The sequence below is a fragment of the Neisseria sp. P0006.S004 genome (genome assembly GCF_051963015.1).
GTDB lineage: Bacteria > Pseudomonadota > Gammaproteobacteria > Burkholderiales > Neisseriaceae > Neisseria.
The window spans coordinates 188,143-202,107 of record NZ_JBQCUS010000001.1 but is presented as its reverse complement, the minus strand read 5'-3'; the positions used below and the strand labels follow the sequence as shown (position 1 = coordinate 202,107).

General features: G+C 52.9%; 10 protein-coding genes. 4 read left to right on the top strand and 6 right to left on the bottom strand.

The window, feature by feature from the left end; genetic code table 11:
- Positions 1-290 precede the first annotated feature (290 nt).
- Positions 291-1,769, top strand: a complete 1,479-nt coding sequence (locus ACTHR2_RS00910; protein WP_070584307.1) for an aldehyde dehydrogenase family protein — start codon at positions 291-293, stop codon at positions 1,767-1,769.
- A gap of 95 nt (positions 1,770-1,864) precedes the next feature.
- Here ACTHR2_RS00910 and ACTHR2_RS00905 read toward each other — a convergent pair whose 3' ends face one another.
- From ACTHR2_RS00905 to yjgA, 4 genes are all read right to left on the bottom strand, one after another.
- The gene (locus tag ACTHR2_RS00905) at positions 1,865-2,800 is read right to left on the bottom strand and encodes a DMT family transporter (RefSeq protein WP_263341172.1); all 936 of its coding nucleotides are present in this window, start codon (positions 2,798-2,800) and stop codon (positions 1,865-1,867) included.
- 18 nt (positions 2,801-2,818) lie between these two features.
- Positions 2,819-4,519, bottom strand: coding sequence for a single-stranded-DNA-specific exonuclease RecJ (recJ, locus tag ACTHR2_RS00900; protein WP_263341170.1), 1,701 nt, complete (start codon positions 4,517-4,519; stop codon positions 2,819-2,821).
- A 108-nt stretch (positions 4,520-4,627) separates the two neighbouring features.
- Positions 4,628-5,338 (bottom strand): hypothetical protein, encoded by a 711-nt coding sequence (locus tag ACTHR2_RS00895; RefSeq protein WP_263341168.1) that lies wholly within the window; start codon positions 5,336-5,338, stop codon positions 4,628-4,630.
- 72 nt (positions 5,339-5,410) lie between these two features.
- Positions 5,411-5,944 carry a ribosome biogenesis factor YjgA gene (gene yjgA, locus ACTHR2_RS00890; RefSeq protein WP_283255495.1) on the bottom strand — a complete coding sequence of 178 codons (534 nt, stop codon included), beginning with the start codon at positions 5,942-5,944 and terminating at the stop codon, positions 5,411-5,413.
- 124 nt (positions 5,945-6,068) lie between these two features.
- On the opposite strand from yjgA, the gene pmbA reads away from it, so the two are divergent.
- The 3 genes from pmbA (at position 6,069) to ACTHR2_RS00875 (ending at position 9,321) form a co-directional block, all read left to right on the top strand.
- Entirely contained in the window at positions 6,069-7,400 is a 1,332-nt protein-coding gene (pmbA, locus tag ACTHR2_RS00885; RefSeq protein WP_263341166.1) for a metalloprotease PmbA, read from the top strand.
- A gap of 87 nt (positions 7,401-7,487) precedes the next feature.
- On the top strand, positions 7,488-8,657 hold the full coding sequence (locus tag ACTHR2_RS00880; protein WP_263341164.1) for a glycosyltransferase: 1,170 nt from the start codon (positions 7,488-7,490) through the stop codon (positions 8,655-8,657).
- Between the two features lie 154 nt (positions 8,658-8,811).
- Positions 8,812-9,321: a cold-shock protein gene (locus ACTHR2_RS00875; RefSeq protein WP_263341162.1), complete on the top strand. Its 510-nt coding sequence runs from the start codon at positions 8,812-8,814 to the stop codon at positions 9,319-9,321.
- Positions 9,322-9,414: 93 nt separating this feature from the next.
- Here the strand turns inward: ACTHR2_RS00875 and smc are convergent, their stop codons facing one another.
- The gene (gene smc / locus ACTHR2_RS00870) at positions 9,415-12,900 is read right to left on the bottom strand and encodes a chromosome segregation protein SMC (protein ID WP_263341160.1); all 3,486 of its coding nucleotides are present in this window, start codon (positions 12,898-12,900) and stop codon (positions 9,415-9,417) included.
- Between the two features lie 134 nt (positions 12,901-13,034).
- The gene (locus ACTHR2_RS00865; protein WP_263341157.1) at positions 13,035-13,829 is read right to left on the bottom strand and encodes a thymidylate synthase; all 795 of its coding nucleotides are present in this window, start codon (positions 13,827-13,829) and stop codon (positions 13,035-13,037) included.
- Between the last annotated feature and the right edge of the window lie 136 nt (positions 13,830-13,965).

Here is a 13,965-nt window from a genome sequence, read left to right as displayed (position 1 = left end):
CTCCCCATACCCTAAACCGTCAACCCATAATCTTTTTTAAAACAATGGTTTATAATGTTATACCATAACAAAATCCATTTAATCCCTATAAATCTTTAAATATATTAACAAATGCACTTTTATTTCAATCAAATCCTTTATTTTTCAGACGGCCTGCTACATGAAACAACATTGCAAATGTAAATTTTGAGAATATTCTCATTTTTAGTACTTGAACTTAAAAAGAAAAAAGCATAAGCTGTTTTTCATGGTGCAAAACACCTATTCCCATTCATTAAGGAGACAGCATTATGGCAAAAGATTTAAATGTGTTTGATAAAGAATACGGCCTTTTAATCAACGGCGAATGGACAAAAGGTAGCGAAGGCAAACTTTTATCCTCTTACAACCCTGCCAATGGCGATGAGTTGGCCAAGTTCACAGACGCAACCGATGCCGATGTTGATGCTGCCGTAGCCGCTGCACAAGAAGCGTTTAAAACATGGCGTAAAACCACGACTGCCGAACGTGCGGCCATTTTAAACAAAATCGCCGATGTGATTGACGAAAACGCCGAATTGTTTGCTCTGCAGGAAACCTTGGACAACGGCAAACCCATCCGCGAAACCCGCGCTGCCGACGTACCTTTGGCTTCCGACCATTTCCGCTATTTCGCCAGCGTGATCCGCGGCGAAGAAGGCACTGCGACCCAGCTTGATGCAGAAGACCTGTCCATCGTTCTGCGCGAACCGATCGGCGTTGTCGGCCAAATCATTCCTTGGAACTTCCCATTCTTGATGGCCGCATGGAAAATCGCTCCGGCATTGGCCGCAGGTTGTACCATCGTCATCCACCCTTCTTCCAGCACTTCATTGAGCCTGTTGTCCCTCGCTCAAAAAATCAACCACCTGCTGCCTAAAGGCGTGTTGAACGTGATTACCGGCCGCGGTTCCAAATCCGGCGAATACATGCTGCACCACAAAGGCTTCAACAAACTGGCCTTTACCGGCTCAACCGAAGTCGGCCGTCGCGTCGGCATCGCCGCTGCCGAATTACTGATTCCGTCCACTTTGGAGTTGGGCGGCAAATCCGCCAACATCTTCTTCGACGATATGCCTTTCGACAAAGCCCTCGAAGGCGCGCAAAAAGGTATTTTGTTCAACCAAGGCCAAGTGTGCTGCGCCGGTTCGCGCATTTTTGTACAAGAAGGCATTTACGACAAATTCGTCAATGCTTTGGCTGAAGAATTCAAAAAAATCAAAGTCGGCCTGCCTTGGGAAGACGACACCCAAATGGGTTCGCAAGTCAATGCCGGTCAACTCGAGACCATTTTGAAATATGTCAAAATCGGTGAACAAGAAGGCTGCCGCATCATTACCGGCGGTAAAAAAATCGAAGGCGAATTGGGCAAAGGCGAATTTGTCGAGCCTACTTTGATTGAAGCCAGCAACGAAGCCCGTGTTTCCCAAGAAGAAATCTTCGGCCCGGTTGCCACCGTGATTAAATTCAAAACCGAAGAAGAAGTCATCAAAATGGCCAACGACAGCGAATACGGCTTGGGCGGCGCAGTGTGGAGTACCGACATCAACCGCTGCCTGCGCGTTTCCAACGCATTGGAAACCGGCCGCGTTTGGGTAAACTGCTACAACCGCCTGCCTGCCGGCGCGCCGTTTGGCGGCTACAAAACTTCAGGTATCGGCCGCGAAACCCACAAAATGATGCTCGCCGCCTACACCCAAGTGAAAAACATCTACATCAGCACCCGTGAAGAACGCGAAGGCTTCTATTAATCCGCCGTTTCACATTAATCTGATTTAAAAAATATAAAGGCCGTCTGAAACCTGTTTCAGACGGCCTTGTTTTATTCTGTTTTACAATAAATGCTTTATATCTTTCTCAAAAAAAGCCCCATCACTTTCTCTCCGGCCACAGCCAGCAATGCGCCGGCCACAACCACCATAGCACCCACATAGCTGACGAGATTCATATCCGAAGCGGCAAAATAATCGGGGGCGAGATGATGGCCGATGGTGGAAAATATCATGGTGAATACAGGAATCAGCGTGGTTACGATACTGACTTTTGAAGCGTCCCAATGATTGAGCGCTTCGCCGAATGAACCGTAGCCGATCAGCGTGTTCAAACAGCAATAGATAAAGCAGCCCCATAAAAACGGATTGCCGATATGGGCGATTTGAGACGGTTCGGCAAACGGCAGGAAAACAAAGCTGCTGCAAAAATAAATCATGAGCAGAATTTGTTGCGAATTGAAATGTTTGGACAAAAGTTTTTGCGCCACACCGTAGCACACCCAAATCATGCTGCCCGAAGCCGCCATCATCACGCCAACCGCGTAGCTGCCCAAGCTGAAAAGTTCGCCAAATTTATCGTTGAAAAACATGACCAAACCCGTCAGCAAAAGCATCAAGCCGATTTTCTGCCAGTGCGTAAAGGCTTCTTTAAACACGCCAACGCCGACCAAAATCATGGTAAAGGGCGAGAGTTGCCACAACACCTGCGTGGTTGTCGGAGAAATATAGTGCAAACCCATGGCAACAAGCACAAAGTTGGCAGAAATGCCGATAATGCCCAACAACAATAAAAATAAGGTTTGCTTGGAAAATTCAGACGGCCTCGGCAGCTTGCCGGTCAGCCCCAACAACGCAAACAACACCAGCGAAGCCACTAAAAAGCGTATCCATACCAGCGTGGGCGCATCGACGGCTTTTAAGGCCTGTTGAGCGATGACCGGCAGCGAACCCCAAGTCATGGTGGCAAGCAACGCCAATGAAAAGCCGAGCCAAGGTTTTTGTTTCTTCATTTTTCAGACGGCCTTTACTTACGCGGCTTCCCAGTAGTCGATATAAAGCTGCAATTCGAGATTATTCCGCCATTCGTTGGCAACGGGGCGGTACACCGTGCGGATGTATTCGGGAATGTCTTCGCTGCAACGCCAAAACATGGCTTCAAATTCATAGCCGTCTTTTTGCAGCCAGACTTTTTTGTGTTTGCCTTCCGCACCCAAAGGCTGCTGGCGGATGACGTGAAATTCGTCGGTAAAACTCGGCGGCGCAAAGCCCTGCCCCCAAACATGTCGGGCAAGGTTCTGCGCCTGTTCCAGCGTAATATCGCGGGCAGGCAGGCTGCCGTCGGTGATGAAGGTTTGCGACAAATCGTCTTCGCACACCATCTCGCGCACGGCTTCTTCAAAGGCCGTCTGAAACGCGGGGATATTGTGTTCAAGTATGCTCAAACCCGCCGCCATTGCGTGTCCGCCGAATTTCAAAATCAAATCGGGATGGCGTTTTGACACCAAGTCCAAAGCATCGCGTAGGTGCAGATTGGGAATGGAGCGTCCCGAACCGCGCACTTCGCCGTTGTCGGCAGGCGCAAACACGATGGTCGGACGATAAAAACGGTCTTTGAGGCGGCTGGCAACAATGCCGACCACGCCTTGATGGAAGTCATCGCGATATGCCACCAAAGTCGTCTGCCCTGAAGGCAGGGTTTCAGGAAAGGCGTTCAGTGCGTCTTGCAGCATAGACTGCTCGATTTCGCGGCGTTCGATATTGAGGTTGTTTAACTGAGCCGCCAGTTCCTGCGCCTCGGCATCATCTCGCGCCAATAGACAGGCAATGCCGACCGACATATCGTCCAGCCGTCCGGCCGCATTGATGCGCGGTCCCAACGCAAAGCCCATATCAAACGGCTGAGCCTTGCGCCAATCCCGTCGCGCCACTTCAAATAAGGCGCGGATACCGGGGCGCATTTTGCCCAAACGCATCCGTTTCAAACCTTGCGACACGAGGATACGGTTGTTGTGGTCCAGAGTGACGACGTCGGCAACGGTACCGAGTGCGACCAAATCCAAAAGGTCACCCAAATTCGGCTCTTTTAGGCCGTCTGAAAAATAATTGCGACAACGCAGTTCGGCACGCAAAGCCATCAATACATAAAAAATCACGCCCACGCCCGCCAAGCTTTTGCTTTGGAAACTGCAGCCTTTTTGGTTTGGATTGACGATGATGCAGTCGGGTACAGTCTCGGCAGGCAGATGGTGGTCGGTCACAATCACATCCAAACCCAACTCCTGCGCACGCGCCACGCCTGCAATGCTGGCGATACCGTTATCCACTGTTACCAACAAATCCACACCTTGCTCTGCCGCGATTTCAGCCAGCTCGGGCGTTAAGCCGTAGCCGTGTTCAAAGCGGTTGGGCACGAGAAAATCCACTTTCGCCCCCATCGCCGCCAAACCGCTCATACCGACGGAGCACGCCGTCGCACCGTCGGCATCGTAGTCGGCGACAATCAGGATTTTTTCCTGACGCTCAATCGCATCCGCCAAACGGTCGGCGGCAGCTTCGCAGTTTGTCAACGTTTGATACGGCAAAAGAGCTCCAAGCTTGTCGTCCAACTCGGCCGGACTTTGCACATCACGCGCGGCACACAGCCGCGCAATCAAAGGATCGGTACCGGCAGTGAGCAATTCGTTGAAAACAGTCGGATTAATGGAGCGTGTTTGGATTTTGACGGACATGGTATGTGGGATTAAATAGAGAGAAAATTAATATATTTTTGAAGCGTTTATTTTAAGGTAGGGAAGGCCGTCTGAAACCTGCAATCCGTTTTCAGACGGCCTTGGATATTATTTGCGTGAAGCATCGATAATTTCACTGACTACGACATAGGGGACTGCTATCACTGCGCCGACTGCATCCAAAGCCAATGTGAATGGCGTTTGCAGGATATTCTCCGTCAACTTCTGAACGTCAGTGCTTTTTTTGGTTTCCGTATAATAAATTCTGACTGGGACGGCAGTATCAAAACGGCGGTCTTCAGCAACATTTTTCGGCGTTGCGTAATAATGACCTTCGGTAGAAATACACCGTGTGTAGACAGTTTCGTCCTCGAGTTCGACCGGCTTGAACGCCAGCTGTTTCAACTTAACAATCTCGGCAGCTTTTTGAGTATCGTAACGCAGGCAGAAATTCGAGCGGAAAGTTTGCGCTTCAGGGGATTTCAATTCGACCGGCAAAGCCTTATACGCATATCTTGGGTTTTGCTGAACCATTTGAAACTGTTTGTCCAATTTAACATCCAAGACCGCCTTCAACTTGGCCGAATCTTTAGGATTAACGACAAACCAATATTTTTTGCCCATCATGACCAGGCTGCCTGTTTCCAGTTGCGTATTGTCTTTGGCAACCACGCCAAATGCTTGAATATTGTCTTTGGCAACGGTTTTTTCGGTTGTGATTTTATGGAATGGGTTGTTCTCTCCCCAAAGAAAGACAGTACAACCATTCAGGGTTAGTGCACTAATTAACAAGGCAGGTACAAAGCGGCAAAATTTCATGGTCATCCTCCTTCAGTATTACGATACAGGCCGTCTGAAAACCGCAATCCGTTTTCAGACGGCCTTAAGGGTTTATTCTTCCCAATCCTGCCCTTCTTCTGAAGCATCGGATTGACCGACCTCCATCACTGCTTTAATTTCTTGGAACAGCGCGCGGAAGTTTTTCGGCGGTTTGTTTTGTTCCTGCTCTTTTTTAGTGTTGCGGATCAAGGTGCGTAATTTGCCGGCGTCGGCTTGCGGAAAATCGGCCATAAATTGGGTAATCGCGCCATCGTCTGCCAACAGTCGGGTACGCGCCTGCTCGACGCGTTGCAAAAAGGCATTGTGTGCCGTATTGTCGCCGCGCAGTTTGGCCAAATAAGCTTCGATGGGCGCAGGGTCGGTATCACGCATTAGGCGGCCGATAAATTGGGCTTGGCGTTTGAGCGCGCTGTTGGACGTGATTTTTTTATAGGTGGCGATGGCCTCGAATAGCTCTTCGTCCAAGCCGATTTTTTTCAACGTATCGCTGGAGAGCTTGGTCAATTCCATACCCAAAGCCTGCAAATCGTTCATCTGCTTTTTCATTTGGGTTTTGCTGACCCATTCGTCTTCTTGTTCAAACATTGTGTTTCCCTGATTTTCTGAATCTGCCTATTTTATCAGTTTTCAGACGGCCTTTCCGTGCGATTTTTGCAGAGGCCGTCTGAAACGGTTAAAATGCCGCAAAACCCTGTCAGGAAACCTTTTTATGCTGTTTAACCACACACCGGACGAGCTGTTGCGCTTGTGCGGACACACGCTGGATTTGGCCAAACAATCCGGCGCCACCTCGGCCGAAGCCGATTTCAGCGAGTCGCTCGGTCAAAGCGTCAGCGTGCGCTTGGGCGAAATCGAACAAATCGAGTTCCAACAAGACAAATCTTTAGACATTACGGTCTATGTCGGCCAACGCAAAGGCCGCGCCAGCACGGCCGATTTCTCCGAACGCGCCCTGCGAGATACGGTCAAGGCCGCCATCGATATTGCACGCTATACCGCCGAAGACGATTGCGCCGGCCTTGCCGACGCTGCCTTGATGGCAACCCATATCGGCGACCTCGACCGCTACCACGAATGGGATTTGAGTACCGAATCCGCCATCGATTTGGCCAAGCAATGCGAACAGGCCGCGCTGTCAACGGACAAACGCATTGAAAATTCCGAAGGCGCATCGGTTCATACCGGCCATTACCAATACGTCTACGGCAACACCCACGGCTTTGCCGCACACCAGCAAAGCACGCACCACAGCATTTCTTGCAGCGTGGTCGCCAGCGACGAACACGGCATGCAGCGCGACTATTGGTACGATTCTTCCTGCCGTCACGAAGACATGGACGCGCCCGAGCTCATCGGCCAAACCGCAGCCGAACGGACTTTACGCCGTCTGAACAGCCGCAGCGTTCCGACCGGCAGCTATCCCGTACTGTTTGACACCACTGTCGCCGTCGGCTTAATCGGCCACCTTATCGGCGCACTCAGCGGCGGCGCGCTCTACCGTCAAAGCAGCTTCCTAATTGACAGCATCGGCAAACAGGTGCTGCCCGAGTTTCTCAGCCTTCGTGAAGAACCGCATATCCTGCGCTCGTTCCGCAGCACTTATTTCGATGCCGAAGGCGTGGCCACGCAGCCGCGTTTTGTGGTGAAAGACGGCATAGTCGAAGGCTATTTCCTCAGCAGTTACAGCGCGAAAAAACTCGGCATGCAGACAACGGGCAACGCCGGCGGCGCGCACAATCTGTATCTGAACCACACCCACGCCACGCAGGCCGACCTGTTGAAAGAAATGGGGACAGGTTTGCTGGTTACCGAATTGATGGGACAAGGCGTCAACGGCATTACCGGCGACTACTCGCGCGGCGCGGCCGGTTTTTGGGTGGAAAACGGCGTCATTGCCTATCCGGTTCAGGAAATCACCATTGCCGGACGTTTGCAGGATATGTACCGCGACATCATCGGCGTGGCTGACGACGCATTACGCCGCTCGTCCAACCAAATCGGCTCCATCTTGGTTTCTAAAATGACGGTTGCCGGCAACTGATTGAACTAAATAGACAAAAGGCCGTCTGAAAGATATCTTTTCTTTTCAGACGGCCTCGCCGTTATCTACTTCCATAAAAAACACATCATGCATATTGTCGTTATCCCCTCTTGGTATCCTTCTTCCGAAACCGACGTGGACGGAATCTTTTTCTGCCTCCAAGCCCAAGCACTGCAACGCGAAGGCATGAAAATCGGCATGGTCGTACCCATGTTCCGCTACTTGAGAAGCCAGCCGAAAACCATCTTCTCGCGCTTCTACGGCCTACGCCGCCATCAGCAAGGCGGACTCAACACTTACGCCTACGACAGCATGTATTTCTTCCCGCGCTGTCCGGTTGTCGATATCGACCGTATCCGCTGGGTCAACGCAGGCATGAAAGCTTTTGAAGCCTATATCGCCGACAACGGCAGACCCGACGTAATTCACGCCCATTGTGTCAACTACGCCGCCATTTTGGCCTGCGCCATCTTCAAAAAATACGGCATTCCCTATGTGATTACCGAACACAGCAGCGCCATTTCACGCGGCCTTGTCCGCAAAAACCAATGGCCGTCCATGCACGAAGCCGTGCGCCACAGCGCGGCCCGGTTCGCCGTCAGCCGTGATTTCTGCCGCATTCTCGAAAAAACCTACGCCGGTACAGACTGGCAATACCTGCCCAATATGCTGGGCGGCAATTTTGAACAGGATTTCGAGTTCCCCGAAAAAAACAATCAAGACTTTACCTTCTGCAGTGTCTCCCACCTGCGTCACCTCAAAGGCCACGACCTGCTCCTGCCTGCTTTTGCCGAAGCACTCAAAACCTATCCGCAACTCAAACTCAAAATCGGCGGCGGCGGCGCAGAAGAAGGCCGTCTGAAACAACTGGCAAGCGACTTGGGCATCAATCACGCCGTTACCTTTACCGGCGCATTAACCACCGACCAAACCCTGGATCTCATGCGCCACAGCAACGCATTCGTCCTTGCCAGCCGTACCGAGACCTTCGGCGTCGTCTATATCGAAGCACTGTCGCAAGGTTTGCCCGTCATCGCCACACGCTGCGGCGGCCCCCAATCCATCGTCACTTCCGACAACGGCCTGCTGGTGCCAATCGAAAACATACCGGAACTGACCAAAGCATTGCTCACCCTCTACGAAAACCATGCACAATACGATCCCGTCCGCTTGCGCCAAGATTGCCTGCAACAATTCGGCAGCCGTGCCATTGCGCAACACCTGATCGGCACATTCCAAAAAGTGCTTAATAAGTAGGCATAAACCATACAGGCCGTCTGAAATCCTTCAGGCGGCCTGCCTGCTTCCAACAAGACAAATCTAGTGTAAAATTAAGACAATAACTAAACTTTTTGATTTAAAATCAGTCCAAGGAAAAACTGTTACTTATAATAATATCCCCACATACATTATGCGCTATTACGGAACGATTACTCGCTGGAACAGCAAGCGCGGCTTCGGCGCCGCTACCATAGAAGACACAGGCCAAGAAATCTTTCTTGCCCTTGCCGCCTTCACCACCCTTACCCGCCTTCCAGCCGAAGGGCAACACATCTCCTTCAACATCACAGAAGGCCGACGCGGTCGCAAAGAAGCCGAAAACGTCTGCTTCGCCCTCGATTGCGCCGACTGCTTCGATGTCCTCGTCCCTCCCCCCGAAAAACCCCTCGCCGGCAAACAGGCCATCGTCGGCCTGATTGCCGTTATCTTCGTCTGCAGCATTTTCGCCGCCTTGTGGTACGGCCTCCACTTTTCCGACAACAAACCTGAAGAGCCGGCCGTCAAAAAACAAGAAACCATGGTTCACGAAGTAGCCGCCAAAATCGAAGCCGAACGCAAAGCATGGCGCGATGCCGTCAATGGCAGCAACCAGCGCTCGGGGCAGCCTCAACGAGCCAAAGATAATACGTCGAAACAATAACGCTTTATCCAATACAAAAAGGCCGTCTGCAAAAATGGGAAGATGAAATTATAGATTTCTCCCTCATTCTTTCAGACGGCCTTTGTTCTTACCTCAATTCGGCTCAGCCATTTCCAACGCTTGTTTGATGTCCACAGCCACAACACGCGAGACGCCTTTTTCCTGCATGGTTACGCCGACGAGCTGCTCTGCCATTTCCATGGTCAGGCGGTTGTGGGAGATGTAGAGGAACTGGGTTTGAGCCGACATTTCTTTGACCAAGTTGCAGAAACGCGAGGTGTTAGCGTCGTCCAGCGGGGCGTCGACTTCGTCCAGAAGGCAGAAGGGGGCGGGGTTGAGGCTGAACAGGGCGAACACGAGGCTCATGGCGGTGAGGGCTTTTTCGCCGCCGGAGAGGAGGTGGATGGTACTGTTTTTCTTGCCGGGCGGGCGCGCCATGATGGATACGCCGGCGGTCAGGAGGTCGTCGCCTATCATTTTGAGGGTGGCTTCGCCGCCGCCGAACAGGGTCGGGAAGAAGGTTTGGACTTTGCCGTTGACGGCGTCGAAGGTTTCTTTGAAGCGCGCTTTGGTTTTGTCGTCGATTTGGGCGATGGCTTCTTCCAAAAGGGAGATGGCGGCCTGCACGTCTTCGCTCTGGCTGCGGTAGTAGCCGTCGCGTTCACGCGCTTCTTCAAGTTCTTGCAGGGCGGCAAGGTTGACGGCGCCGAGGGCTTCGATTTGCTGGGTGAGGCTGCCGATGCTGCTGTTCAATACTTTCGGCGATTCTTTCGCCAACGCTTCGAGCGCGTCCAAATCGGCGGCGCGTTCGGTCAGGTTTTGATGGTAGCGTTTGGCGTTGATCAGGGCTTCCTGCTGCTGCAACAGGGCGGTTTGGGTGGCGGCCTGAAGCTGCGGCAGCTTGGTTTGCAGGGTTTGTACGCGAGCGTATTGTTCCCTGCCCTGCTCCTGAATCTGCGCGAGTTTTTCCTGCACGGCGATGTATTCTTCGTCCAGCGTGTGCACGGCTTCGGTCAGCTCGTCGAGCTTGATGTGCTGCTCGTCGTTTTGGAACTCAGTCTCATAGGCGAGGGCAAGCTCTTGCTGGCGTTCCTGCCAGTCTAGGGTTTGCTGTTCGAGTCGGGCGATTTGCTGTTGGTAGTTTTGTTTTTGCTGGTTGAGCTTGTGGACGGCGACTTCCGCCAGCCCGTATTGGCGGTTGGCTTCCAGCAGGGCAAGCTGCGCCTGTTTCAGACGGCCTTGCTGCTCTTGGCGGCTGTGCGCGGTGGTTTGCTGTTGGTGTTCGAGTTCAGCGGCGGCTTCCTGCAAAGTAACGATGTCGTCTGAAAGCCCGTCGGACGTGTGTTGCAACACGGTCTGCTCTTCTGCCAACTGCGCCAGTTCGCGCTCGATGTGTTCGCGGCGGATTTGTCCTTGGTTGGTGCGTGCCAAGAGTTCGGCAGCGCGTTGCTGCGCCTGGCTGTACTGGCGCGTGTGCTGCTGTTGCTGCTGCATCAGGTTTTTGTGCTGCACTTCGGACGAGCGCACGGCGGCCTCCGCCTGTTTGAACGCGGCTTCGGCGGCTGAAAGTTCGGGGGAGAGGCTTTCCAGTTCGGACGCGATGCCGTCGAGGCGCGCTTTTTGGGCAATCAGGCTTTCCTGCGCGGGTTTGGCATAGAGCAGGACGCTGACTTTGTCGACCTGATGGCCTTCGGGCGTGAGCCAGATTTGGTGTGCGCCCAAATCGCTTTGATGCGCGAGGGCGTAGCTTAAATCGGGCGCGCACAATACGCCGTCGAGCCAGTGGTGCAATGCCGTCTGAAAAGGCGGCTGCGCTTGGATTTGATTCAGCAATGCCTGTACGGGCAGGGATTTTTTGATGCCGCCGGAGAGGTCGTCTGAAAGCCATGCCGCCTGCCCCTGCGGCAAAGGCACGGGCGGAACGAAGCCAGACGGCACGCTACGGGCGTGCAGACGTTCGGCAAGGATGACGGACAAGGCGTGCTGCCACTCGGCGGGCGCGGTGATGTGTTGCCACAGTTGCGGCGCGGCGGCGTGGTCGGTTGCCTGCCAGAAGTCGGCGGCTTCCTGCTGTTGCGACAGGATTTGCAACAACGCCTGCTGCTGAGCCTGCAAGGTGATGTGTTGCTGCTTCAGGCTTTGGAAGCGGCTTGAGGCCGTCTGAAACGCTTCGCGGGCGGTGTGTAAGGCTTCTTCGGCGGCGATGATTTGTTCTTCGTAATGCTCTTGCTGGCTTTGCAACAAAACGGCGACTTCCTGCGCGGCGGCGGTTTCGGCCTCGTCTGGCAGGTTCAGGGCTTGGTTTTCCTGTTTCAGACGACCTTTGCGCTCTTCGTGCTTGGCAACGGTTTGTTCGGCATGGGCAAGCTGCTGCTGCTTCAACGCCAGTTCGCGGCGGATGCGGTTTGCCTCGTCTTGCTGGGTTTGGAAGGCGGCGTTGAGCGTGGCTTGGGCTTCTTCCAATTCGGGCAGACGCTCTTCGTGTTCGGCAACCTGCATCGCCCACTCTGCCAATTCGGTTTGCTTTTCCTCGGCCTGCAACTCGTTTTCTTCAAGCTGCACACGGATTTGCTGCTGCTCCTGATGGATGCGCTGCATCTGCGCCTGCGCCGCCTGCTTGTCGCGTTCGATGCGTTGGTGCAGGTTTTGCTGATGGCGGATTTGTTCTTCCAAACGGGCAATCTGCTCGCGCAACACGCCGCGTTTGTTGCTCAATTCGTGCACCGCCTGTTGCTGCGACTGTTCGGCGGTCTGCAAGGCGTGTACTTCGTCGTTTAACGCCTGAACCTGCGTGGCGGTTTCATCCTGCTGCGCCTGCAAAAACTGATGCTGCGCGGTCGCCTTGTCGGCTGCTGCAAGCGATTGCTGCCATTGGGCGTAATCGAGCAAATCCTGTTGTTGGTTCAACTGCGCAGTCAGGGATTTGTAGCGTTCGGCGGTTTCAGCTTGTTTCTCCAGCTTTTCCACCTGACGCGCCAACTCGTTCTGCAAATCGCCCAAACGCTGCAAATGCTCGCGCGTGTCTTTCAGACGGCCTTCCGTCTCCTTGCGGCGTTCCTTATATTTGGACACGCCCGCCGCCTCCTCGATATAGGCGCGCAACTCCTCCGGCCGCGCTTCGATGATGCGCGAAATCATCCCCTGCTCGATAACGGCATAACCGCGCGCACCCACGCCCGTACCCAGAAACAAATCGGTAATGTCGCGGCGGCGCACGGTCTGATTGTTGATGAAATAAGTCGATTCGCCCTGACGCGTCAGCTGCCGCTTGATACTCACCTCAGCATACTGCCCCCACGCCCCCTGCAAACTGTGGTCGCTGTTGTCAAACACCAGCTCCACCGAAGCCCTTGGCGCAGGACGGCGCGTTGCCGCACCGTTAAAAATCACATCCTGCATACTCTCGCCGCGAAGCTGTTTCGCCGAAGCTTCGCCCAACACCCAGCGCACCGCGTCAATCACATTCGACTTGCCGCAGCCGTTTGGCCCGATAACCGCAACAAGCTGCCCCGGCACATGAATCGTGGTCGGATCGGTAAAAGATTTGAAGCCGGAGAGTTTGATGTGGGTCAGGCGCATGGCAATGTTTCGAATCGGAAAAGAAGGCGTATTTTAACGGAAATACGCTTATCCGTTGAGAGAAAATCTGACAACTCAAATCAAATAAAAAGGCCGTCTGAAGTTTCAGACGGCCTTTTGTTTTTTAACTTGAATTACACCGATACGGCTGCTTTGATATGCGGATGCGGATCGTAGCCTTCCAATTCAAAGTCTTCAAATTTGAAGGCAAACAAGTCTTTGACTTCAGGATTGATTTTCATGGTCGGCAGGCTTCGGAAATCGCGGCTCAATTGCAGCTGGGCCTGCTCGATATGGTTGCTGTACAAATGCGCATCGCCGAACGTATGGATAAATTCACCGGCTTCCAGGCCGCACACTTGGGCCATCATCATGGTCAACAATGCGTAGCTGGCGATGTTGAACGGTACGCCAAGGAAAATATCGGCGCTACGTTGGTAAAGCTGGCAAGACAGTTTTCCGTTGGCAACGTAAAACTGAAACAGCGCGTGGCAAGGCGGCAAGGCCATTTCGTCGACCAAAGCCGGATTCCATGCCGATACAATCAGGCGGCGTGAGTCAGGATTTTTTTTGATTTGTTCCACCACATTGGCAATTTGGTCGATATGGCGGCCGTCGGGTGCGGGCCAGCTGCGCCATTGGTAGCCGTAAACCGGGCCCAAATCACCGTTTTCATCCGCCCATTCGTTCCAAATAGACACATTGTTCTCTTTCAGGTATTTGATGTTGGTATCGCCTTTGAGAAACCAAAGCAGCTCATGAATAATCGAGCGAAGATGCAATTTTTTGGTAGTCAACAACGGAAAGCCTTCACTCAAATCAAAACGCATTTGGTAACCGAACACGGAACGCGTGCCGGTGCCGGTACGGTCGGATTTGTCGATACCATTGTCGAGAACATGGCGCATAAGGTCGTGATAGGCTTTCATGGGTTTCCTTAATGTATGTGTTGTGGAAATTTCGTGTGTATTGTACCGAATTTTCAGACGGCCTGCTTCTCTGTCTTCAATGGGGCGCCTTCCCCATATTCGCGTAGTACACTCATTAACAATGTTGACAATTCAG